This is a genomic window from Sphingobacterium sp. GVS05A, from assembly GCF_019969845.1.
In the GTDB taxonomy this organism is placed as follows: domain Bacteria; phylum Bacteroidota; class Bacteroidia; order Sphingobacteriales; family Sphingobacteriaceae; genus Sphingobacterium.
Window position 1 is genome coordinate 612,757 of sequence record NZ_JAHXYR010000002.1, and the last position, 23,610, is coordinate 636,366.

Sequence of the window (23,610 nt, forward strand, 5' to 3'; positions counted from 1 at the left end):
AATTTCAACCAGCATAGAAATGCCTCCTCAATAGGGAGGCATTTTTTATATCTCACCCAATTAAATTGCTAAGCTCCAAGCATTTTTTTACCTTTGCCAAAAATCATTCAATCTATGGCTTTATCATCCTTAACAGCAGTCACGCCTATTGACGGACGCTATTACAATAACACAAATGAACTTTCGGCTTTTTTCTCCGAATTTGCTTTAATAAAATATCGAGTTCGTGTTGAAGTTGAATATTTTATCGCATTAAGTGAATCGGGTATCGCTCAATTGCAGCATTTTGACAACACATTGAACGAAAAATTGCGAGATATCTACCGCAACTTTTCCGAAGAAGATGCAATCTGGATCAAAAACACTGAAAAAGTTACCAATCATGATGTTAAAGCCGTTGAATATTTTTTAAAAGATCAATTTGAAAAACTAGGACTACAGGATCATCTTGAATTTATTCACTTTGGTCTGACTTCTCAAGACATCAACAACACCGCTATCCCTCTTTCATGGAAAGAGGCAATCAAAGAAAGCTACACACCGATCATTGAAGAATTGCTGCATGAGCTAAAGTCTTTGGCAACCTCTTGGTCGGACATTCCAATGCTTGCCCGTACGCACGGACAACCAGCATCTCCAACTCGTCTAGGTAAAGAACTCTATGTCTTTATCGAGCGTATCGAACGTCAGTTACAACTTTTACATACCGTACCTTATTCAGCTAAGTTTGGTGGGGCAACAGGTAATTTCAATGCCCATCACGTCGCCTATCCAGAGACCAACTGGGTTGCCTTCGGTAATAATTTCGTTAATAATATTCTAGGATTGGATCGTTCACAAACCACGACCCAAATTGAACATTATGACAACTTTGCTGCAAGTTGTGATGCATTAAAGCGAATCAATAACATCATCATTGACTTATGCCGTGATGTATGGACTTATATCTCCATGGAATACTTTAAGCAGAAAATCACTGCTGGTCAGATCGGATCTTCTGCAATGCCACACAAAGTCAACCCTATTGATTTTGAAAATGCAGAAGGAAATTTAGGAATTGCCAATGCGATATTCGAACATTTAGCCGCTAAATTACCCATTTCACGTCTTCAAAGGGATCTTACAGATTCAACTGTATTACGTAATATTGGGGTTCCATTTGCGCATACCCTAATTGCTTTCAAATCAACATTGCGAGGTTTACGTAAGTTGATCTTAAATGAACAGGCGCTTGCGAATGATCTTGAAAACAACTGGGCAGTTGTTGCTGAAGCGTTACAAACGATCTTGCGCAGAGAAGGCTATCCAAAACCTTACGAAGCATTAAAAGATCTAACACGTACCAATACACATGTGACCAAAGAGACCATTGCAACGTTTGTAGATAATCTCAACGTATCTGAAGAGGTAAAAGCGGAATTAAAGGCAATCAGTCCTTCTAATTACACAGGTGTCACTTTATAAGCTTTGACTTATAGATGACCTTAACAACGCTTGTTTTGATCTATCTTTGTTTGGAATAAAAATAAAATTTAAATGGCTACTATCAACGTATATACAGAATCTACTCCCAATCCTTCAACTATGAAGTTTTTGGTCAATAAGTTATTGATCAATGGTAGTGTGGATTTCCCAAATAAAGAAGCTGCACAAGATTCACCTTTCGCGCTGGAATTGTTCAAATTCAATTTCGTAAACGGTGTATTTTTTGCAAGCAATTTTGTTACCATTACCAAAACAGAAGATGCGGAATGGGAAGATATCGAGGCCTTATTGAAAGACTTTGTAAAAGGTGCTGTAGAATCTGAGCTTGCGGTGAAAGCTGTGCATCACGATACGGAAGTAAACTTTGAAGGAACAGAAACAGAAGTGAAAATACAACAAGTATTACATGATTATGTAAGACCTGCTGTTGAACAAGATGGTGGTGCCATTCATTACAAATCTTTCAACGAAGGTATCGTAACTGTTGAGCTAAAAGGCTCATGTAGTGGCTGCCCTTCATCAACGATCACATTAAAAGCTGGTATCGAAGGTTTATTGAAACGTATGGTTCCAGGTGTGACAGAAGTTGTTGCCGAAGCAATGTAATCATAGATAACATAAGAATTTTTAAAAGGATTCAGCAATGTGAAATTTTGCTGAATCCTTTTTCTTTTTATAGCTAGTTGTATCTAGTATGCTCTAATAGGGGATATATCTTTTGCACAAACAGGCGCTATGAGTATCACTCTTTAGTCACATCAAATGAATCTTTCAACGGTAGATTAGCGGATGAATTTCCAATAAAGATTTCAAATTTCCCAGGCTCTACAGTCCATTTATTGTATTGATCCAACAACTCAAGATGCGCCGGTAAAATTGAAAACTGGACAGACTTTTTCTCACCGGGATTTAATTCGATTTTTTCGAAACCACGCAGATCCATCTCGTAAGTTGTTACAGAAGAAACAACATCCTTGACATAAAGTTGAACGACCTCTGCTCCTTTTCTTTTTCCGATATTCTGTACATCCACTGTAACTGTCAGCGAATCTGTTGGTCGAATCTGCTTTTTATTCAGACGCAAATTTGAAAATTGAAAATCAGTATAACTTAAGCCATAACCAAAAGGATAAAGAAATCCAACAACGCGACTATTTCCCCAGCCATTGGGACCAACACCGGGTTGCCCCGCTTGTGCCGCAGGCTTGGTCGGGAAATTCATTTCGATCTGTCCAACAGATTTAGGGAATGAAATCGGAAGCTTTCCGCTCGGATTATACTCCCCAAATAACATATCTGCTACAATATGTCCAGATTGACCACTTAGAAACCAAGTTTCGACAATGGCTGGCAAGTATTTATTTTCCCAATTGACAGATAATGGACGTCCATTAACGAGTACCAGAACGATAGGCTTTCCTGTTTCTTTTAATTTCATTAGGTAATCGCGTTGTTTACCCGGTAGATTGAGATCTGAGCGAGACCGGCTTTCTCCAACTTCACGTTCCGACTCTCCCATGACAGCAATAATCAAATCAGACTCATTCCCTAGGCGTACACCTGCGGTCATGCTTTCGATTTCCTCTTTAGACAGATCTGTTGGGATAATTTCACTTTCGGGCCAGTTCTTATCGACAACATCCACCCCTTTCAAATAGTTTACCTGGACTGCCTTCCCTTTAGCATATTCGATAATACCATCTTTAATGGTTGTAATTGGGTTATTAGATGGGCCATAACGACTTGTTGTATAATTTGTTGCTTCGGCCATAGGTCCCGTCACCAAAATCCGCTTATACTTACTGACATCTATAGGTAATAGCTGCTGCTCATTCTTGAGCAAAACAATGGATTCTCTATTCACTTGCAGGGAAATAGCCTCATCGGCCTGCGTATGGATTTTCTTATCAGCCAATGTTGTGTTATCGGCAAGTGGATGATCAAATAATCCTAACTTAAACTTGACAGTCAATACTTCCCGAACACGTTGATCCAATACGTTCATATCAAGTCCGCCTTCGTTGATAAGTTCCATCAATGGTGTCAGATATGTACTCGGTGGATCGAAATTCGTCCGGACATTTAGTCCTCCCTCTAGGGCTTGCCGTATTGCATCTTTATAGTCCGCGGCAACATGATGTTTACTGCTGATAAACTCCAACGCCTCACTATCCGAAACGATATATCCTTCAAATCCATAATCCTTCCGTAACAAATCTTGCAGAAAATATTTACTTGACGAGACCGGCACACCATCATAGTCATTATAACTACTCATGATACCCATTGGTTTGGCTTCTCTAACAACCCGTTTAAATGGATATAGATGAAGTTCATGCATTTCACGAAAACCAACATGTGGATCTGTCCTTGCATTTCCATCTCGTCCTCCTTTAGGTACAGAATAGACGGCATAATGTTTCAATGTTGACGCAATGCCATTTTGCTGAATACCCAATACAGCCTGTTTACCCATTTCTGCGATATGAAAGGGATTTTCACCATAAGTTTCCACAACACGTCCCCATCTTGGATCTCGGGAGACATCCAGAATCGGGGCATAGACATTGGTATATCCTAAATATTTCGCTTCTCTCCCCACTATTTCACCTGCGCCCCTCACCAATTTGGTATTCCAGGTGCTTCCAATATTAATCGGAGCCGGTAGTGGCGTCGCCCGATCATGGTTGAGACCGTGTATTCCCTCATTAGTAAAATCAACTGGAATACCTAGCCGGGTATGTTCGATAAACCACTTTTGTACATTATTCAAAGCAACAGCATGACGACTGAAGGGATAAGAAAAAGAGCTTTTTGCGGACTTATTATAGGCAAGGCTATTTAACATCTCGTCTATATTGGCCAATCCATGTTTCCAAATCTCATTGTCCCAGGCAGCTGTAGGTTGTTCATCTTTCAATACTCTTCCGTAACCATAGAGTGTAACGGTTTGATTCGCCTTTTCCTGCGTCGTCATCTGGCTCAACAGGTCCTCCACTCGACTTACTACGGATTGTTTGGAATCTTCATAGATATCCTTTTTACCATTTTTGTTGAAGTCAATCCAATCTTTGTGGTAAACGGGTTTATCCTGAGCAAAAGAATAGAAGTGTAGTACGGAAAATGTCGCAACAAACAGAAAACGTTTAGATTGATTAGGCATCATCTTGAAAATTGTGGGTTTTATAATTAAAAGCAAGGTACAAAAAAAGTTAACATGAAAAGGTCTAAAATTGAAATGGTATCCGTTCGCAAGCTAAGGACCTATTTGACCAAATAGCTATGCGCATCGCCATACCCCCCATACTAAATAAAGAAATTCACTTTTTAACAAGCATCTAGCTTAAAAATAGTTAACTTTACGACCAATTGTGAAACCAACAAAAAAAATGAGTGCAGATATTAACAAACTAGAACAAATTGCATCACAAGTAAGACGTGATATCGTACGTATGGTACACGCTTGTCAATCAGGACACCCAGGTGGTTCTTTAGGTTGTACAGATTACTTTGTGGCGCTTTATTTCAATGCAATGAAACGTAATCCTTCCTTTGATATGGATGGAAAAGGAGAGGATTTATTCTTCTTGTCAAACGGACACATTTCACCTGTATTTTACAGTACATTGGCACGTGCGGGTTATTTTGAAGTAAGCGAATTGGCAACATTCAGAAAAATCAACTCCAGACTACAGGGTCACCCAACGACACACGAAGGTCTTCCAGGCATCCGTATTGCGTCAGGATCTTTGGGTCAGGGATTATCCGTTGCTATCGGTGCCGCACAGGCAAAAAGATTGAATAAAGACAATAATCTAGTTTATGTATTAATGGGTGATGGTGAATTGCAGGAAGGCCAGGTTTGGGAAGCTGCAATGTATGCGCCACACAACAAGATTGACAACTTGATTGCGGCTGTTGATTACAATAATGCACAGATAGATGGATCGACAGATCAGGTACTGTCATTAGGCGATCTTCGTGCAAAATGGGAAGCTTTTGGCTGGGATGTGATGGAAGTGACTAAAGGAAATGATATGGCTTCAGTAGTTGCAGGCTTGGAAGAGGCAAAATCACGCACCGGAAAAGGTAAACCAGTGGTTATCTTATTGCACACAGAGATGGGAAAAGGTGTTGATTTCATGATGGGTTCTCATAAATGGCACGGTGTTGCTCCAAATGACGAACAATTGGCGTCGGCATTGAATCAACTTACTGAAACTTTAGGAGATTACTAGAAATGAAAAAATATACTTACACAGAGTCAAAAGATACACGTTCAGGTTTTGGTGCTGGCTTATTGGAAGCTGGAAAACAAAATGAAAATGTAGTAGCATTATGTGCTGATTTGATCGGTTCATTGAAAATGAACGATTTTATCAAAGAATTCCCAGAACGCTTTTTCCAAATCGGTATTGCTGAAGCAAACATGATGGGCATCGCGGCTGGACTTACGATTGGTGGTAAAGTTCCTTTCACAGGTACTTTCGCCAACTTCTCTACAGGTCGTGTATATGACCAAATCCGTCAATCTATCGCGTACTCAGGCAAAAATGTAAAAATTGCTGCTTCTCATGCAGGATTAACCTTGGGTGAAGATGGTGCTACACACCAAATTTTGGAAGACATTGGATTGATGAAAATGTTACCTGGAATGACTGTAATCAACCCTTGTGACTTCAACCAAACAAAAGCAGCAACTATTGCGGCGGCAAAATTTGAAGGTCCGGTTTATTTACGTTTTGGTCGTCCGGTAGTTCCTAACTTTACTCCGGCTGATCAAGAATTTGTCATCGGAAAGGCAATCTTATTGAATGAAGGTACAGATGTGACCATCATCGCTACAGGTCACTTGGTATGGGAAGCCATCCAAGCGGGTGAAAAATTGGCAGAATTGGGTATCAACGCCGAAATCATCAATATCCATACAATCAAACCGTTGGACGAAGAAGCGATCTTGAAATCAGTTGCTAAAACGAAATGTGTGGTGACTGCTGAAGAGCACAACCGTCTTGGTGGATTGGGCGACAGTGTTGCGCAAGTATTAGCCAAAGAATTACCGAGCCCGCAAGAATATGTAGCGGTCAACGATAGTTTTGGTGAATCAGGTACTCCAGCTCAACTCATGGAAAAATACGGTTTGAACGCTGACGCTATCGTTGCTGCGGCTCAGAAAGTAATCAAAAGAAAATAACAAAACTACACAGGTCAATATATGGATGACGCTTTAATTATAGCAAAATTCGCCGAAGAAAGTACGCGAGAAGAAGCTTTCCGTTTATTGTTGAAAAAATATCAACAAAAGATTTATTGGCATGTGCGGAGAATGGTAATCGATCATGATGATGCAGATGATGTGGTTCAGGATATTTTCGTCAAAGTATGGAAGAACCTCGGGAGCTTCCGTGAAGACTCACAATTGTATACCTGGCTATATCGTATTGCAACAAACGAATGTATTACATTCTTAAATAAAAAAAAGCAAAAGCAGAACGTGTCGTTAGATGACGACACGACTGCTTACTTAGCAGAAACACTTGCTGATGGCAATTACTTTAATGGCGACAAAGCTCAAATGAAATTGCAACAGGCGTTGTTAACATTACCAGAGAAACAGAAATTAGTTTTCAATATGAAATATTTTGAAGACATGAAGTATGAAGAGATTTCTGATGTACTCGGTACAAGTGTTGGTGCACTAAAAGCATCTTACCATTTGGCAGTAAAAAAAATAGAGGCTTTTTTTAACAACCACGATTAAACCTTTTAGCGAAATTCGGTTCTAACAAATACTATGAAGGAAAATAGCACATATCATGATGGGCTGGAATCTAATCATCTTCCAGAATCATTGCGTGAAAATCCTTTTGGCGTGCCTGAAAATTATTTCAGTGATTTAGAATCTAGAATAATAGCGCAAGTCAAATGGATAGAATGCAAAGATGAATCTATATTCAAGGTTCCTGAAGGATACTTTGATTCGCTCCCTGATGTTGTGCTGAGCAAAATAGCAGCAGACTCTCTCAAAGCTCAAGTCGCTGGAGATGGCTTCGCTATTCCTGAACAGTACTCGGATAAATTAACAGAAAACATCTTTCATCGAATTTCGGAAGAAAACTTAAAAGAAAAAATCCAATCGGATGGCTTTGCTGTTCCTGTAGATTATCATACGGATCTTGGAGATACTATTTTCGCTCGTGTTGCGGAAGCAGAATTAAAGGAAGCTATCTCAACGGATGGTTTCGATCTTCCTGTAAATTATCATGCAGATCTTGAAGAAACTATTTTCGCTCGCATTGCGGAAGCAGAATTGAAGGAAGTTATCTCAACGGATGGTTTCGATCTTCCTGTAAATTATCATGCGGATCTTGAAGAAACTATTTTCGCTCGTATTGCAGAAGAAAAATTAAAAGATACGGTTCCTGCCACAGGTTTTGACCTGCCTCCACATTATTTTGATACGCTTTCAGACAAAATTATCGGTGCTATTCAGGATATAAAAGAAGAAAGAGGTTCAACGCCGATCCGTCGCTTAGGAAAGCCAAAAAAATGGTATACCCGATATGCTGTAGCAGCTTCGTTCACAGCCATGTTAGGCCTAGGTGGATATTGGGGCTATCAATTCCAGCAGCAAAATACGATCGCACAAGATAATGTAGCCGAAGAACAGCTCAGTCAACATTTGTCTGAAATACCCAAGCAGGAAATTATTAATTACCTTTCGGCATCGGCTTCGGGTGATGACATAATATATATGTCCCAATATACGGATGAAACAAATCTTCCTACGAAAGGATTTGGTACTAACATATCTAAACAAGAGATAGAAGATTATCTAAACTATACCTTATAATGATGTTCAACAAAAAAAACATATGGATAACATTGTTCTTTAGTATATTTTCTATTGCCTTGGGCTTTGCGCAAGACAAAAATCGATTTCAAGCTATTGAAAATGAAAAGATAGCTTATATTACTAAGGAACTAGATTTAACACCCAAAGAAGCACAGCAATTCTTTCCACTCTATAATGAATATAGCCAAACATTATGGGATATCCGGAAAGAAAAACTGAATGGAGCCCCTAAAAACAGTTTTAGAGGTGGATCGAGGGATGTATTGCAATATGATGCCAAAGAAGTACAGATAAAAAAGGAGTACCGCGCAAAATTTGCCAAGGTGATAGGCAACGCCCGAGCTTCACAATTCTTTGAAGTAGAACAGGAATTTAGGGAACATCTCTATAAATCTTTACAAAATAGAGGGAGATAATCCCGAAAATAAAAAAGAAGTCTTGAAGACTTCTTTTTTATTTTCGGACATTTGTAAAATCATGTTAAGCAATAGAGAATTATTTTTAATGAACACCGCTCAGACCTCTAGCTCACCTAGATTGGTTGAAGTGGTTAAGGCCGAGGGTGTCTACCTTTATGGGCCAAATGGGGAAGAATATATGGATCTTGTTTCCGGTTTTAATGTAAGTAATATCGGACATCGTCACCCCAAGGTACTCGAAGCAATAAAGGCTCAGCTCGACCAATATTTGCATGTCACCGTTTATGGTGAATTTGTACAAGCTCCCCAAGTCCAGTTTGCGACAGAATTACTGGCGGAATTACCTTCAAATTTTCAATCGGTATACCTGACCAACAGTGGTACAGAAGCTGTCGAAGGGTCTATGAAAATAGCCAAGAAATATACTGGGCGGAGACAGATTATCGCTGCAAAAAAAGCCTACCATGGAAGTACACAGGGTGCACTTAGCCTTATTGGAAACGATGATTATCGTATGGCTTATGCCCCACTCCTTCCAGAAATAGACTTTATTACGTTTAATGATCCACAGGACCTAGCGAATATTACAGATAAAACTGCCGCCGTGATCCTAGAAGCCATTCAAGGGGAAGCTGGTGTCAGAGTTCCCGATCTAGCCTATATGCAAGCGGTAAGAAAGCGTTGTGACGAAACTGGCACCCTGTTGATTTTCGATGAAATCCAGACTGGTTTTGGTCGTACAGGAAAACTGTTTGCCTTCGAACATTTCGGTATTGTACCTGATATTCTGATGTTGGCCAAAGGCATTGGTGGTGGTATGCCATTGGGCGCCTTCGTTACCGCTAAAGAAGTAATGGATGTCATTAAAGACAACCCGATGTTGGGTCATATCACCACATTCGGAGGACATCCCGTGAGCTGTGCTGCCGCACGTGCATCACTCGCAGTAATCAAATCGGAAAAACTGGTTGAACAGGTAGCCCATAAAGCCAACTTATTTAGGGAAAAGCTCAGCCATCCAGCAATTAAAGAAATCCGAGGTCAAGGCCTTATGATGTGCTTACAGTTGGACAACTTTGATCAGGTTTATAACGTCAGTAAATACTGCGCGGAACATGGTGTCATGATTGACTGGTATCTTCACTGTGAAACAGCGCTTCGTGTGGCTCCACCATTGACCATTACGGATGCTGAAATTGAAAAAGCCTGTAACATCATTATAAAAGGTTTGGAAAAGTATGCTTAAAGTATGTAACTTTAAGCATAACAAAAACCTAATAATGAGCACAAACCGCAGATCATTTATCAAAAAAAGTATCATTGGCGCCGGTCTTTTGACTGGAGCCAATTTATTGGGCAACGAAGCTTATGCCCATGAGGATAGTTTCAAATCTTCAAAAATAAGTTTGAATGACGAAGATATCATCCTATTTCAAGGAGATTCCATTACGGATGTAGGCCGCGATAGGAATAACAGAAATCCCAATGACACCAAAGCCCTAGGTCAGGGGTATGCCTTGTTGGCCGCAAGCGAATTATTGAATAAATATGCCGCAAAGAAACTGAAGGTTTATAATACTGGAATTAGTGGCAATCGTGTTCCCGACCTTCAAAAACGTTGGGCGGAGGATACATTGGCATTCAAACCAACTGTATTAAGTATCTTGATCGGCGTAAATGATTTTTGGCGAACGATAGACCGCGGCGCCAAAACGACTGTTGAAGAATATAAGTCGCAGTACCAGCAATTGTTGCAGGAGACATTACAAAAACTTCCGAATGTTAAACTGATTATTGGAGAACCTTTTGCTGTAAAAGGTGTAGGCCATATCACAGATGCTTGGTACCCAAAATTTTTAGCCTATCAAGAGACCGCACGTAATGTTGCGAAAGAGTTCAACGCGATACTCCTTCCCTATCAAAAAATCTTCGACAATGCCCAAAAGACTGCTCCAGGAGCCTATTGGGCAGCGGATGGTGTGCACCCTACTCTTGCTGGAGCGCAACTGATGGCAGCAGCCTGGATGGACTGTATCAAATAGCATAAAGAGAAAACTGTCCAAAAAGTAAAAGTCCCCTGAGAATTGATTGCTTTAAAAGAGGTTTTTAAAGGGATACGAATAATACTAAGGAAAAGCGGGAGTATCCAACCTTTTGGAACACTCCCGCTTTTTAATATATCGAACTCTAAATCTCTTTATAGGGTGTTTTCTGTAGATTAGGAAGAAAATAGGCGACGACACCGATTAAGGGCAAATACGAACACAGATGGTAAATAAATTCGATAGATGTATGATCCGCCTGCCATCCTAGTACCGCAGACCCGATTCCCCCCATGCCAAATGCAAATCCATAAAACAAACCAGAAACCATACCCAGCTTCTTAGGCAATAACTCCTGCGCGTATACAATAATTGCAGGAAAGGCAGATGACAATATTAATCCGATGATCACAATAAGTATCCCCGTCATTGTGAGGCCAACATAGGGTAAGGCCAACGCAAAGGGGGCCACCCCTAAAACGGAAAACCAAATCACATATTTCCGTCCAAAACGATCCCCAAACGCTCCACCCAGTAGGGTACCCACCGCTACGGCAATCAGAAAATAAAACAGATACACCTGTGCCTCCACCTCATTGATTCCAAATTTTTTCATTGTATAAAACTGAAAATAATTGGTAATACTTGCGATATAGAAATATTTGGAAACGATCAACAACAATAGGATAATGACAGTTGCGACAATACGTGAATTGGGAAGATCTGGAACACGAATATTCCTTTTTGTTGATCTCGAAACATTTGCAAGTCGACGCTTATACCAAGTACCGATATAATAGGAAATAAACTGGCCAACAATTGTAAATAAGCACATCCAAGCAATAGCCTGCTGTCCTCGAGGTAAGACCAGAAAAGCAACTATAATAGGTGCTAGAGCTGTTCCTGCATTCCCACCGATCTGAAAAATGGATTGCGCCATACTCCTTCTGCCACCTGAGGCCATGTAAGCCACACGTGAAGACTCCGGATGGAAAATTGAGGAGCCGATACCAACGAGAAAAACGGAGAACAATATCCAGGCATAGCTATGTGCCTGGGAAAACAACAACATGCCCACAAGCGAAAAGGACATACCGATAATCTGTGAATATGGAACAGGATGTTTGTCCGTAAATGAGCCGACAACAGGCTGAAAAATTGAAGCTGCAATCTGATATACTAATGTAATCATTCCTACCTGAGAAAAACTCAGGTGATGCTCTTCTTTTAATAAAGGGTATGTGGCAGGAATTACAGCCTGAATAAGATCATTCAGTAGGTGCACCATACTCACGGCAAACAAAATAGAAAAAATAGGCCTAGTTTCTTTTTCTTTGATCATGATTTCGCTTTAAATTAAAAAGGTCGATTTATTCAAATCAACCTATATATCTGCATTTATTTATAATACACGTACCAACAGTCCTTTGAGGTATTCTCCTTCAGGAAAGGAGGCCCTAACAGGATGATCTTCGGGTTGATGGAATTGTCGAATAAACTGTATCTCTTTACCAGCGTCCAATGCGGCCCAGGCAAGCACCTGTTTAAAGGTATCCATATCCATCGCTCCGGAACAAGAGAATGTCGCCAATAACCCACCGCTATTCAACAGCATTAAACCCCGACGATTTAAATCTTTATAAGCCCGCGACGCTCTTTCCAAAGCTGAACGTGAAGGTGCATACTTTGGTGGATCCAGGACGATCAAATCGAACTTTTCACCCTCATCTACAAACTTACGTAATTGCTTATTGACGTCAGACAATATTGCTTTATGCCGACTTGGCTCAAACCCGTTTTCGGCAACATTTTTTTCAAGAGTTTCAATCGCCAACGCAGAGCTATCTACGGACACAACTTCACTTGCACCAGCTTTTAAGCTATTCAGTGTAAATCCACCAGAATAACAGAAACAATCCAATACCCTTTTATCAGCAACATACTGCGCTGTCAATAACCTGTTCTCACGTTGGTCACAATAGAAACCTGACTTTTGCCCATCAATGATATTTACCTTATAATGAAGGCCATTTTCGATGACGTCCACGAATTCAGGTGGTACCTCGCCAGACAAAAGACCATTTGTGTCTGGTAGACCCTCATGCTCACGAGATTTCAGATCACTACGTTCATAGATTCCAGTAGGATTTAACAGCGTATTTAGCTCCGCAATAATGATATCTTTAACCTTTTCTACTCCTACAGAATGGACCTGAATAGAAATAAAATCAGCATACTTATCCACGATTAATCCCGGAAGAAAGTCTGCCTCGGCAAAAATCAAACGAACGGTATTGGTAATGCCTTCCTGCAGCAAATGTTGTCTAGCTGCCACCGCCTTTTGAATACGGGTGCGCCACCAATCCGCATCAATCTGAGCTTGTGGATTCCATTCCAGTAAACGGATGGCTACCCGCGAACTATTGTGAAACAATCCGTACGCAATAAACTCACGCTCGGCATTGTAAACCCCTACAATTTCGCCATCTTCAATCTTATCGGACAATGATTTAATTGCTCCGGAAAATACCCAAGGATGCAATTGCCAGGCAGCTTTATCCTTACCCTTATTCAAATAAACTGATTTCATTACTGCAAAATTAACTTATTATTTCGACATCCAAATGAAACATACGATATAAATAGCATAAGCAACAAAAACAGCGAATACCTAAGCCATAATCGATAAAAGCTAGTTTATAAATACACTATCCAAAAAGTGAAAGCCCCCAAAGAATTAAAGATTTGAAAAGAGATTATAGGAGGAGCTACGAATAGAGAAAAAGGGGACGTTCAAAAAGATCGCCCCCTTCGCGTTTAGTTATGGTTGATTAGATATCTTTTGAACGCTTCGAAGTTTAATGCCAAAGGTTCCGCTAATTTTTCTTTTCCCTGCAACGCTTCTGCACCGTCCGGCAATACAATTTTTGCGAACACATCAGCATCTATCGCATCTGGGAATTTACAAGGATGTGCAGTCGATAAGAATACCGAAGCGTAAGTACCTGGATATTCCTTCGCATAGGCTTGTGCTCCCAACCAAGCAATAGCGGTATGAGGGCAGGCAATATAATTTGCATCTTGAACAAGCCTGTCCATCCCAGCTTTTGTTTCCTCGTCAGTAAAGGTATAAGAAGAGAGCATAGCTTTTAACTCTGCTAGATTACCTGCAAAAAGGTCCTGAATCCGCACCCAGTTGCTTGGGTCTCCAACATCCATTGCATTACTCAATGTCTGAACAGAAGGTTTAGGCGCATATTGTCCCGAAGAAAGAAATCGTGGTACTGTATCGTTGACATTTGTTGCTGCCACAAAATGTTTGACAGGAAGCCCCATTTTATAAGCTAATAAACCTGCCCCAATATTCCCAAAATTACCACTCGGCACAGTAAATACGACTTCATTGATCCCTTGAGATCTTAGTTGTGCATAGGCATAAAAGTAATAAAAGGTCTGTGGGATCAATCGGGCAATATTAATTGAATTGGCCGATGTCAACCGCAAAGTCTGATTAAGTTCCTCATCATTAAAAGCCTGCTTCACAAGTGCCTGACAGTCGTCAAACGTGCCATCTACCTCTAATGCACGTATATTTTGCCCATTTGTAGTCAATTGAAACTCCTGCACCTCGGAGACTTTGCCTTTGGGGTATAATATTGTAACGCGGGTTCCCTCTACTCCTAGGAAGCCTAAGGCTACTGCTCCTCCTGTATCTCCAGAAGTTGCGACAAGTACATCCAATAACTTATCATCGGCTTTAGAAAAATACCCCATGATACGGCTCATAAACCGGGCTCCAAAATCTTTAAAGGCATAAGAAGGCCCGTGAAATAGCTCCAAAACAGCTGTACTGTTGTTCAGGAATTTTACAGGTGCCTCAAAATTAATCGCTTCATCAACAATCTTCTTTAGATCTGGTTTAGGAATATCATTGCCCAAAAGAGTTGAAGCAACCTCCAAAGCAATTTCCTGCAGGGAATACTGTTGTATATTTTTGATAAACAATGGATCCAATTGCGGAATTTGCTCGGGCATATACAAGCCTTTATCCGCTGGCAGCGAATTAAACACTGCGTCTTTAAAAGAAACAGCTAATGTCTTATTATTTGTACTGTAAAATTTCATCTTTTAATACTTATTTGATGTACATCTATTCTGATTAATCAAAAAGAGCACATTATACTATTTTTATGCAATCTGTAAGATACTTTGCACCTTGCTTAGTTTTTACACGCATGGTACAGTAAAATCTCTAATTTAACACCCTCGGCCCTTCGACATTTACCTTTGACACATAACCGAAGCTCTCGATTTCATTTTCCTTGAGATGCGCCTGAATTCTATCTGCAATATTTTTTGCGATTTGCTCATCCCGTGTAATCGCGACTACGGAGGGGCCTGAACCGGATATCCCGAAACTCAAGGCACCATGCTGTAGAGCGATTTCCTTCATTTCATAAAACTGTGGAATCAAAATCGCTCGCGTGGGTTCAATCAGAATATCCTTCATACTGCGTGCAATCAGGTCATAATCTTCCATAAATAAAGCCGCAACCAACCCGGCAATATTGCCCCATTGTGTCACTGCATCTTTTAATAGGACTTTATCTTTAATTAATTGTCGGGCATCACGTGTAGGGACATCTACTTGTGGAAATACCACGGCTGCTACTAACTCCTTTGGTGAAGGAATTGAAATAACATCTAAGGGTTCGTTTCCTCTAATCAACGTAATACCACCATAAAGCGCTGGTGCAACATTATCAGCATGTCCGGTGCCACAGGCCAACCGTTCACCCTCGACACAAAATGGTAAAAGTTCTTCTTTTGTCAATGGATTACCAAGCATAACATTGATCGCAAAGAGCCCAGCCACCGTACTTGCAGCACTGGATCCCAAGCCTGATCCGATTGGCATGTGCTTGTGCAACTCAATTTCGACACCTACTTTCGAAGCAATATTTAGCGCCTGCAACAGGTACTGAACACAAGCCGAAACAGTATTTTTGCTCGGGTCGAGCGGGAGTCTACCGTCATCTCCTGTAATTTGCTTGATAGTCACGCCGGGTTGCTCCTTGCGTCGCATGATCACCTCATCTCCAGGCTGCTCCACAGCAAAGCCCAGGATATCAAAACCACAGATCATATTCGCTACAGTTGCGGGAGCAAATACCCGAACTTCGGGTAACATTTTGTCTAAATCGATTACTTTACCTTTTAGATATTCTACATTTAAATTATTGGCCATTACTTCAGTCGTTATTTCCTCTAAACTAGTTTTATGCCCCTACGTTAACTAAATCTGCAAAGACACCCGCAGCAGTCACTTCTGCTCCAGCCCCCGGCCCTTTGACAACCAAAGGACGTTCCTTATACCGTTCTGTCGTAAATGAAATAATATTATCACTACCCGACAAAGCATAAAAAGGATGATTTTCATCAACAAATTGGATCGCAATGGAAACCTTTCCATTCTCCAGTTTTCCGATATATCGGATTACTTTGTTCTCGCGGGCAGCACGCGCTTTCATATCTTCAAAATAGGCATTCTCCTTTTGTAATTCTGCATAGAAGGAATCTACTGTCTCAGCTTTCAGGCAGGCTGCTGGAAGAATTGGCCCAAGGTCTACGTCTTCCGCTTCGACAGGATAACCTGCGTCCCTCGCTAAAATCAACATTTTACGCATAAAGTCTATTCCCCCCAGATCATCCCTTGGATCCGGTTCAGTATAGCCTAATTCTTGTGCTTGCTTTACAACATTGAAAAAAGTAGCATCATCTTTGAAATTGTTAAAGATGTAAGATATAGTACCTGAAAGAATAGCCTCGATCTTTAAGATACGATCACCACTGAGCATCAAGTCTTTAAGAACCCTTACGATAGGCAATCCGGCCCCAACATTGGTTTCATAGAAGAAATCCACTCCATGTTTATGTGCAGTATCGCGAAGCGTCTTATATTGTGCATATTTTCCAGAATTCGCAATTTTATTACAGGTTACGATGGAGATATTGGATTTAAAGATATCTTCATAATATGTTGCGGGCAATTTACTAGCCGTATTATCAATGAAAACACAGTTTGGCAAGTTCAGGGCCTTCATTTTTTCAATAAATAAAGCCAGATCTGCCTCGGAACCATTTTTCTCGAGTTCAGCTGACCAATTATTTAGTTCCACACCTTCGGTATTGAACAACATTTTACGGCTATTGGAAATTCCAACAACTTTGATCTCAATATCATTTTTATCGAGCAGAAAATCATGCTGATCCTCTAATTGTTTAAATAACGTCGCACCGATATTACCTGTACCGATATTAAACACGTGTAAAGTCTTTTTCAGCTCCGCAAAAAAAGCATCATGAACAGCATTAAGTGCTTTAGCCAAATCTTCTTTACCGATGATGACCGAAATATTGTATTCGGATGAGCCTTGTGCTATTGCCCGAACATTGATACCATTCCTTCCAAGTGCAGAAAATAACCGGCCGGACATTCCCGGAGTACGTTTCATATTTTCACCGACAATGGCCAGTACAGATAGGTTTTCCTCGATAGCGGGGATGACCAATTTATTCGCCTGAATTTCTAATTCGAATTCCATTTCGATCAGCTGGATCGCGCGTTTCGCATCCGATGGGTTGACCGCAAAGGTGATACTGTGTTCGGAAGACGATTGTGTAATCAATACAACATTGATTTGCTCCCTAGCCAGCAGTGTAAAAAGGCGTCCACTAAACCCTGACTTGCCAATCATTCCTGATCCACTTAGATTGATCACAGAAATATCCGAAATAGAAGAAATTCCTTTGATCGGTAGTGCTGTTTTTCCGCTATCAAATTGGATCACTGTACCTGAGAAATCAGGTTCAAAAGTATTGCGAATAACAATTGGGATTTTTTTCAAGAATGCAGGGATCATGGTGGGTGGGTAGATGACTTTAGCACCAAAATAAGATAGTTCCATTGCCTCAGTATAGGAAAGCACGGGGAGTGAGAAGGCTTTTTTCACGATCCGGGGGTCAGCGGTCAGCATTCCGTTAACGTCAGTCCATATTTCGATCGCTGTAGCATCTAATATAGACCCAAAGATAGCGGCTGTATAGTCCGATCCCCCTCGTCCTAAGGTGGTAATGCGGCCATTCTCGTTGCTACCGATAAAGCCAGTCACAAACAGCAATTTGTCACCATGGGTGATATACATCGATTTCACAAGCTGCTCGGTCAATGCCTCATTTAAATGGGCATTCCCGAAATTAGAATCTGTCTTTACATAGTGTGAGGCATCTATAAATAAAGCTTCCGGTATGTACTGTTCCATGACTTTAGAAACCATATAATTGGAGCAGCGCTCACCATAGCTGAGAATTAAGTCTTTGCTTTGATTGCTCAATTCTCTCAGTGCAAAAATCCCCTGGAGAAGATCCTCGATCTCATTGAAAAATAACTTAAGTTTCGTGAAGACAGGATTTTGAAACTTCACTGCGAGAAGTTCTTTCACAACTGCAAAATGTTTATCTTCCAAAGATTTAAGTCCATCCGAAAAAGACTTCCCTTCAGCTGCGTCTTCTGCCAATTGGGTTAGTAAATTTGTCACACCTGACATCGCGGATAACACCACAAGGGGCTTTTCCTTAGCGTCGTAGGATTTCTTAACAATACTTAAGACTGCTTTGAGACTTTCTACTGTTCCGACTGAAGTTCCTCCAAATTTTAAAACTTTCATACTGATCTATACTGTTTGTTTAGTTTGATTTATGTGATAAAAAAAGCGCTTTCCTTTTTGAGGAAAGCGCTTCGAAATATTGTGTCTACAATTATATACAATGAAACTACTTCCTCCTGAGTTTTATCCCGGTGGTAATAATAATCGTTGTAATAATTGTGTTTGTGTTCATTGTTTTTGCTTATGTGTTGTAAATATAGAACAAATATTATCACATTCCTAAAGAAAATTGATATTTTTTTTCAGTTTCACAAAAACAAGCCTTAAAGAATAGTATTCTAGCATAACACCGCTATTCTTGGGAGTCTGAAACCACCACCTGCTTGTAGTAAAAGTTCGACAGACCGATTAAATTTCAACATCTCCAAAAAGCGTTAAGAAAGATGTTAAAATTGTTAAAATTTCGTTAAATAGCTTTAAAAAAATTTGACCTTAAACTGATATTGTATTATATTCGCAACAGTGCTGTCCAAAATAGATGACAGTATTGAATTTTAAAAGTTAAATGTTGTACAAAAAAGCGATTTAATGAAAACAAAGAAATTTATAGCATCAATGCTATTTATCGGCTTATGTCTAGTGTCGCAGGCACAAACCAACAGAAACTCCAAACCTGAATCAGATCCTGATAACCTTGCCAAAGAATACTTCTCACAAATTATGGGTGTTGCAGTCTCAGCAACAACAAACACCAAACTTTATCAATTTGTTTACGAATGGCTAGGTACTCCATACCGTTTGGGCGGAGATTCAAAACGAGGCATTGATTGTTCTAAATTTTCTTACGAATTATATGACAAAGTATTTAACACGTCATTGGGTTACAATAGCCGTAACCAGTATTCGCAAGTTAAGACTGTAGAGAAGAATGAGTTGAAAGCAGGGGATTTGGTATTCTTTAAAATCAGAAGTAGAAGCATTACGCATGTGGGTGTTTACATTGGTGATAATAAATTTGCTCATGCTTCTTCCAGCAAGGGTGTTATGATCAGCAATTTGGACGAACCTTACTGGAGGCGCTATTATTATAATGGAGGACGTTTACCAGAAGACAATAAATCGCTAACTGCCGAAATATTGAAAGCAGAAAAAGATAATAAACTGAACTAGGGGTTCAGTTATCGACATAAAAAAGTCCAAAGCTTTAAACGGCTTTGGACTTTTTTTATACAATTTAATATCCTATTTTTACCCTATAATCATTGAAATACTATTATGTCTTCAAAGAAAACGCTCATCTTAAATAAAGAACAAATAAAACAGAAGTCTATCCGTATTGCCTATCAGATTTTAGAAGACAATTTTGAAGACGAAACACTTGTTTTAGTTGGGATTGCCGATCGGGGTTATGTATTTGCGCAACGCCTGCAGGCGATATTAAAGGATATCTCAGACAAGGAAATTCTTTTGATTAAAGTTACCATGAAGAAAACAAGCCGGTCTTTGAGTGCTAATACAGATTTACCTGTTGATATTGCAAAAGACAAAACAATCATCCTGGTTGATGATGTATTAAATAGTGGTAGAGCACTGGCCTATGGTTTAGGTGTGTTTCTCAATGTTCCATTAAGGAAGATGAGAACAGCGGTATTGATTGATCGGAGCCATCACAAGTTCCCAATCTTTAGTGACTACTATGGCACCAAATTGTCTACGATCCTAAAAGAGCATGTCACTGTTACCCTAGAGGAATTTGATAACGAAGAAGATGCAGCATGGTTAGTATAACCATGTTGCTATTTCTTTGATACTTTCAATTTCATTCCCGGTTTGATCCGGCTTCCATTAAGATCATTATCACTTTTTAACCGGCTAACAGATACACCGTTTTTATCAGCAATTTGGGATAAGGTATCACCCTTTTTAACCACATAATACGCTGTACGGCTAGCAGCCCGTTGTTGACTCTTCTTAACCGATTTTTCAGCATTATGCGCTAATTTAGCATTGACAAAATTATCTTCCTTCTTGATCAATAGATTTTGCCCCGGTACGATTTTATTTCCACGTAGGCTATTCCAAGACTTTATATCCTGAACAGTAACCTCAAATTTCTCAGCTACTGAAGCAAATGTTTCTCCGACTTTCACCTTATATTTTCCATCTTTTAAAAGTTCGGCAGGTTCGTTAGTGCCCGAACTAGCCATCACTGAAGTGGGTATAGGTGTATTGAGAGCGGCATATAGCTCCTCGGTAGCTATTTTCTTATCCAATACAGGCAAAACTAATCTTAATGGAGCTTCCTCTGTACCATTTAAAATATTCTTCTTAAAGCTAGGATTTAGTGCGCGGAGGGTTTCTTTGGATACATCTAAAGCTGTTGCTATCTGATTTAACGAGATCCGTTTATTGATGTCTAATGCTTGGGTTCTCAGAGAGAGCTCTGTATCAGCTGCATTTATATCGTTTTCCTCGGCATACTTCATCGCATAAGTCATAGCAATGAATTTGGGAATATAGTTTTGTGTTTGTTGTGTCAGATAGGGAGCAATATCCCAAAAAGTAGGTTTATCTTTACCCGATCGTTTAATAGCCCTGCCCACAGCACCTTTCCCACCATTGTATGATGCGATTGCCAAAAGCCAGTCACCATATTCTTGATAAGCTTCCTTTAATATCTTCGCGATCGCGTAACTGGAAGCGATGGGATCCATACGCTGATCTGTATAGCTATCCACAGTCAAGTTATAGGTCTTTGCTTCATAATACATCAACTGCCATAATCCGGTAGCACCAGCACTTGAAATATCACGCGGATTCAAAGACGATTCGACCACACTCAGATATTTCAGTTCTCTAGGCACCCCCACCTCATCCATGATCCGATCAAACATTGGAAAGTAATACTGTCCAAGTCCCATCATTCTACACATATAAGGATTGTAATTATTGGAGGTATATTTGGAGATCAGGCTTTTCACCTGTGGAGAGTAATTTAAGGGTACTTCTCGTTCGATGGCTTTGAGTTTGCGAACGAGCTGTATTTCGTCTTCGGTAATGGCGGAATCATCCTGTCGATTATTTCCTGAAGATTTGACACTGTCGAGGTATTGATAAATCTCCTGCTTCTCTCTGTCAATCCTTCCTTGAATAACCTGATGTGTGGCTTCTCTCATGCCTTCTACAGCGCTTTCCTGAGCCATGATAGGCAGCACATAGCACAGCCCTCCTAGTATTGAAATTAACGTCTGTTTTCCGATCATAAATTTACTGTTAAATCCAGGTCTGATTTTTCTTCTTAAAAAATCAACAATAATCTAAACGCTTAGAAATGGATTTTAGTATAAAAATGGTTCTGCCCTATTCAGCTATAGGTCCAGGATAAAACAAAATACGATTTTGTTCCTCACAAAATCGTATTTATGCTATATGGGATAAAATTATCCTTATTTGTTATCTTCTACTTCAGATTTCTTTTCAGCCGAAGAATCTTCTTTTTGACCTTCTTTGAACTCTTTCACCCCCTTACCCAATCCGCGCATCAACTCAGGAATCTTCTTACCTCCGAATAATAGTAACAATGCTATTACAATGAGGATAATCTCATTCGCTCCCAAACCCATGATTAAAAATGATGTTGACATATCTATAATTTCTTGTTTTTCAATTCTTTTAAACTAAATCTATTCTCCCTCTTTACAAATGTAGTGATAATTATTAAATATAGTAATTATTTCTTATCTCGCCAACCATGACATCGGATTCAATGGTGTTGATCCCTGATAAACAGAGAAGTCGACCATTGGTACACCTGTATCTGAATCCACATCTGCCGTACCGATTGTTTGCCCCGTACTTACCTTCTGTCCCTTAGAAACACTTACACTACCTAAGTTATTATATACTGTAAAGTACTCACCGTGTTTGATCATCACAATACGTTGCCCATACATGGTCAACACGCTACTTACTTCACCTGCAAAAACAGCTTTGACAGCAGCTCCGCTGGATGTTTGAATTTTCACGGACTCGTGATCCCAGTTCACATTTCTACCGACGCTTTCACCACCAAAACCTTGCATAACTTTTGCATTGGAAACCGGCCAAGGCAAGCTACCACGATTAGATCTAAAATCATTTGAAAGCTTGATTGCTTCTGGTGTGCTACGTAAGACCTCAGAATCTGATTTCCGTGCGGTATTACTACTTTTTGTACTCGTATTGTTTTTACCTTTCGAAGCATTTGCAGATTCATTTGCTTTCCGATTACGTTCTGCGGCTGCTTCGGCAGCACGACGGGCAGCTTCTGCACGTCTTCTTTCAGCTTCGATCTCTCTTCTAATGATTTCTTTGATAGCAGCATTGATACGACGTTCTTCTTTTTGTTTTTGCGTGATATCTTTTTTCACACCACGTTCTGTAACAATGAGGTCACTCAATTGCCCAGAGTAAACAGAGCGTTGTTGAGAGATCGTCCTCTTCTCCGTTTCTTGCTCTTTCATCAGTGCCACCTGCTTATTTCGATCGGCCTGCAATTGCGCAATTTTTTGCTCGATCTGTTTCTTCGTATTCTCGATATCTGCGGCCTTTAATTTCCTTGAATCATTAAATTGCTGCAAATATTTTACGCGTCTAAATCCTTGATTAAAATCCTTGGAAGCAAAAATAAACATCAGTTTATTGTAGGCATTGCGATTCCGAAAAGCAAACATGACCATCTTTTCATAGTCACGTTTCATTTTTTCCAGTTCGGCCTTCAATTTATTTACTGCTGCTGTATTCGCGTTAATATGTTTATTGATGACTGCTACTTCAGAAGTGATTGTATTTATCTTTTGTTCACGCAAGTTGATCTGCTTACTCAAGGCTGTTACCTGTTGCTGTGTCAACGATTTTTCCTTGGCTATTTCTTTCACAGTATTCTGCAATTCAGCAATTTCTCGAGTGAGTTTTTCCCGCTGCTTTTCCAACTCGGCTCTCGTCTGAGCAGCAGAAATACCAATCATCAAAATGAATGCTACTATACCAAATATCGTCTTTTTAAAGTTCATTTACAGTACTATTTATTTAGTGTTTGCTCCTTTCCTAACCCCATTTTTTTCATTTACAATAGCAAACTAAATGCGAAAGTAATAAATCTA

Annotated in this window: 20 protein-coding genes; 11 read left to right on the forward strand and 9 right to left on the reverse strand. The window is 39.9% G+C overall.

The features are described from left to right. The first annotated feature begins 114 nt into the window (after nt 1-114). Both purB and LC454_RS07265 read left to right on the forward strand, forming a co-directional pair. The gene (purB, locus tag LC454_RS07260; RefSeq protein ID WP_223581076.1) at nt 115-1,464 is read left to right on the forward strand and encodes an adenylosuccinate lyase; all 1,350 of its coding nucleotides are present in this window, start codon (nt 115-117) and stop codon (nt 1,462-1,464) included. 72 nt (nt 1,465-1,536) lie between these two features. Beyond that, nucleotides 1,537-2,091, forward strand: coding sequence for a NifU family protein (locus LC454_RS07265; RefSeq protein WP_120262262.1), 555 nt, complete (start codon nt 1,537-1,539; stop codon nt 2,089-2,091). 136 nt (nt 2,092-2,227) lie between these two features. On the opposite strand, the gene LC454_RS07270 is transcribed toward LC454_RS07265, so the two are convergent. After that, the gene (locus LC454_RS07270; protein ID WP_223581078.1) at nt 2,228-4,651 is read right to left on the reverse strand and encodes a glycoside hydrolase family 3 N-terminal domain-containing protein; all 2,424 of its coding nucleotides are present in this window, start codon (nt 4,649-4,651) and stop codon (nt 2,228-2,230) included. A gap of 223 nt (nt 4,652-4,874) precedes the next feature. On the opposite strand from LC454_RS07270, the gene LC454_RS07275 reads away from it, so the two are divergent. The 7 genes from LC454_RS07275 (at nt 4,875) to LC454_RS07305 (ending at nt 10,802) form a co-directional block, all read left to right on the forward strand. After that, the gene (locus tag LC454_RS07275) at nt 4,875-5,723 is read left to right on the forward strand and encodes a transketolase (RefSeq protein WP_223581080.1); all 849 of its coding nucleotides are present in this window, start codon (nt 4,875-4,877) and stop codon (nt 5,721-5,723) included. Between the two features lie 2 nt (nt 5,724-5,725). Continuing rightward, nucleotides 5,726-6,679 carry a transketolase family protein gene (locus LC454_RS07280; RefSeq protein WP_077437638.1) on the forward strand — a complete coding sequence of 318 codons (954 nt, stop codon included), beginning with the start codon at nt 5,726-5,728 and terminating at the stop codon, nt 6,677-6,679. 21 nt (nt 6,680-6,700) lie between these two features. Then, nucleotides 6,701-7,246, forward strand: coding sequence for an RNA polymerase sigma factor (locus LC454_RS07285; protein WP_223581082.1), 546 nt, complete (start codon nt 6,701-6,703; stop codon nt 7,244-7,246). Between the two features lie 33 nt (nt 7,247-7,279). Then, nucleotides 7,280-8,338, forward strand: a complete 1,059-nt coding sequence (locus tag LC454_RS07290) for a hypothetical protein (RefSeq protein WP_223581084.1) — start codon at nt 7,280-7,282, stop codon at nt 8,336-8,338. Then, entirely contained in the window at nt 8,338-8,757 is a 420-nt protein-coding gene (locus LC454_RS07295) for a hypothetical protein (RefSeq protein ID WP_223581086.1), read from the forward strand. The genes LC454_RS07290 and LC454_RS07295 overlap by 1 nt, the downstream gene beginning before the upstream one ends. Nucleotides 8,758-8,818: 61 nt before the next feature. Next, nucleotides 8,819-10,006 (forward strand): aspartate aminotransferase family protein, encoded by a 1,188-nt coding sequence (locus LC454_RS07300; RefSeq protein ID WP_223581088.1) that lies wholly within the window; start codon nt 8,819-8,821, stop codon nt 10,004-10,006. Nucleotides 10,007-10,040: 34 nt separating this feature from the next. Continuing rightward, complete coding sequence (locus tag LC454_RS07305; RefSeq protein WP_223581090.1) at nt 10,041-10,802, forward strand: SGNH/GDSL hydrolase family protein; 762 nt, start codon at nt 10,041-10,043, stop codon at nt 10,800-10,802. A 145-nt stretch (nt 10,803-10,947) separates the two neighbouring features. Here the strand turns inward: LC454_RS07305 and LC454_RS07310 are convergent, their stop codons facing one another. The 5 genes from LC454_RS07310 to thrA form a co-directional block, all read right to left on the reverse strand. Continuing rightward, nucleotides 10,948-12,144: an MFS transporter gene (locus LC454_RS07310; RefSeq protein WP_262903043.1), complete on the reverse strand. Its 1,197-nt coding sequence runs from the start codon at nt 12,142-12,144 to the stop codon at nt 10,948-10,950. 60 nt (nt 12,145-12,204) lie between these two features. Then, nucleotides 12,205-13,392, reverse strand: a complete 1,188-nt coding sequence (locus LC454_RS07315; RefSeq protein WP_223581092.1) for a class I SAM-dependent rRNA methyltransferase — start codon at nt 13,390-13,392, stop codon at nt 12,205-12,207. A 227-nt stretch (nt 13,393-13,619) separates the two neighbouring features. Continuing rightward, complete coding sequence (gene thrC, locus LC454_RS07320; protein WP_223581094.1) at nt 13,620-14,927, reverse strand: threonine synthase; 1,308 nt, start codon at nt 14,925-14,927, stop codon at nt 13,620-13,622. A gap of 127 nt (nt 14,928-15,054) precedes the next feature. Continuing rightward, a complete protein-coding gene (locus LC454_RS07325; protein ID WP_223581220.1) occupies nt 15,055-15,993 on the reverse strand; it encodes a homoserine kinase in 939 nt (312 codons plus the stop codon). An 88-nt stretch (nt 15,994-16,081) separates the two neighbouring features. Next, the gene (gene thrA, locus LC454_RS07330) at nt 16,082-18,529 is read right to left on the reverse strand and encodes a bifunctional aspartate kinase/homoserine dehydrogenase I (protein WP_223581096.1); all 2,448 of its coding nucleotides are present in this window, start codon (nt 18,527-18,529) and stop codon (nt 16,082-16,084) included. Between the two features lie 528 nt (nt 18,530-19,057). Here thrA and LC454_RS07335 point away from each other — a divergent pair. Together LC454_RS07335 and LC454_RS07340 are read left to right on the forward strand one after the other, a co-directional pair. Beyond that, a complete protein-coding gene (locus LC454_RS07335; RefSeq protein ID WP_120262252.1) occupies nt 19,058-19,639 on the forward strand; it encodes a C40 family peptidase in 582 nt (193 codons plus the stop codon). A gap of 105 nt (nt 19,640-19,744) precedes the next feature. After that, nucleotides 19,745-20,257, forward strand: a complete 513-nt coding sequence (locus LC454_RS07340; RefSeq protein ID WP_223581098.1) for a phosphoribosyltransferase family protein — start codon at nt 19,745-19,747, stop codon at nt 20,255-20,257. Between the two features lie 8 nt (nt 20,258-20,265). Here the strand turns inward: LC454_RS07340 and LC454_RS07345 are convergent, their stop codons facing one another. From LC454_RS07345 to LC454_RS07355, 3 genes are all read right to left on the reverse strand, one after another. Beyond that, nucleotides 20,266-21,732, reverse strand: coding sequence for a LysM peptidoglycan-binding domain-containing protein (locus LC454_RS07345; RefSeq protein WP_223581100.1), 1,467 nt, complete (start codon nt 21,730-21,732; stop codon nt 20,266-20,268). 183 nt (nt 21,733-21,915) lie between these two features. Beyond that, nucleotides 21,916-22,113 carry a twin-arginine translocase TatA/TatE family subunit gene (tatA, locus tag LC454_RS07350; protein ID WP_208642640.1) on the reverse strand — a complete coding sequence of 66 codons (198 nt, stop codon included), beginning with the start codon at nt 22,111-22,113 and terminating at the stop codon, nt 21,916-21,918. A 93-nt stretch (nt 22,114-22,206) separates the two neighbouring features. Beyond that, complete coding sequence (locus LC454_RS07355) at nt 22,207-23,520, reverse strand: murein hydrolase activator EnvC family protein (protein ID WP_223581102.1); 1,314 nt, start codon at nt 23,518-23,520, stop codon at nt 22,207-22,209. Nucleotides 23,521-23,610: the final 90 nt, after the last annotated feature.

Bases quoted from the DNA above. Each gene is read 5' to 3' on its own strand.
- LC454_RS07315 (WP_223581092.1), bottom strand. From the start codon at position 13,392: ATGAAATCAGTTTATTTGAATAAGGGTAAGGATAAAGCTGCCTGGCAA.
- LC454_RS07265 (WP_120262262.1), top strand. From the start codon at position 1,537: ATGGCTACTATCAACGTATATACAGAATCTACTCCCAATCCTTCAACT.
- LC454_RS07355 (WP_223581102.1), bottom strand. From the start codon at position 23,520: ATGAACTTTAAAAAGACGATATTTGGTATAGTAGCATTCATTTTGATG.
- LC454_RS07270 (WP_223581078.1), bottom strand. From the start codon at position 4,651: ATGATGCCTAATCAATCTAAACGTTTTCTGTTTGTTGCGACATTTTCC.
- LC454_RS07275 (WP_223581080.1), top strand. From the start codon at position 4,875: ATGAGTGCAGATATTAACAAACTAGAACAAATTGCATCACAAGTAAGA.
- purB (WP_223581076.1), top strand. From the start codon at position 115: ATGGCTTTATCATCCTTAACAGCAGTCACGCCTATTGACGGACGCTAT.
- LC454_RS07335 (WP_120262252.1), top strand. From the start codon at position 19,058: ATGAAAACAAAGAAATTTATAGCATCAATGCTATTTATCGGCTTATGT.
- tatA (WP_208642640.1), bottom strand. From the start codon at position 22,113: ATGTCAACATCATTTTTAATCATGGGTTTGGGAGCGAATGAGATTATC.
- LC454_RS07340 (WP_223581098.1), top strand. From the start codon at position 19,745: ATGTCTTCAAAGAAAACGCTCATCTTAAATAAAGAACAAATAAAACAG.
- thrA (WP_223581096.1), bottom strand. From the start codon at position 18,529: ATGAAAGTTTTAAAATTTGGAGGAACTTCAGTCGGAACAGTAGAAAGT.
- LC454_RS07300 (WP_223581088.1), top strand. From the start codon at position 8,819: ATGTTAAGCAATAGAGAATTATTTTTAATGAACACCGCTCAGACCTCT.
- LC454_RS07295 (WP_223581086.1), top strand. From the start codon at position 8,338: ATGATGTTCAACAAAAAAAACATATGGATAACATTGTTCTTTAGTATA.
- LC454_RS07345 (WP_223581100.1), bottom strand. From the start codon at position 21,732: ATGATCGGAAAACAGACGTTAATTTCAATACTAGGAGGGCTGTGCTAT.
- LC454_RS07305 (WP_223581090.1), top strand. From the start codon at position 10,041: ATGAGCACAAACCGCAGATCATTTATCAAAAAAAGTATCATTGGCGCC.
- LC454_RS07310 (WP_262903043.1), bottom strand. From the start codon at position 12,144: ATGATCAAAGAAAAAGAAACTAGGCCTATTTTTTCTATTTTGTTTGCC.
- LC454_RS07280 (WP_077437638.1), top strand. From the start codon at position 5,726: ATGAAAAAATATACTTACACAGAGTCAAAAGATACACGTTCAGGTTTT.
- LC454_RS07325 (WP_223581220.1), bottom strand. From the start codon at position 15,993: ATGTTACCCGAAGTTCGGGTATTTGCTCCCGCAACTGTAGCGAATATG.
- thrC (WP_223581094.1), bottom strand. From the start codon at position 14,927: ATGAAATTTTACAGTACAAATAATAAGACATTAGCTGTTTCTTTTAAA.
- LC454_RS07285 (WP_223581082.1), top strand. From the start codon at position 6,701: ATGGATGACGCTTTAATTATAGCAAAATTCGCCGAAGAAAGTACGCGA.
- LC454_RS07290 (WP_223581084.1), top strand. From the start codon at position 7,280: ATGAAGGAAAATAGCACATATCATGATGGGCTGGAATCTAATCATCTT.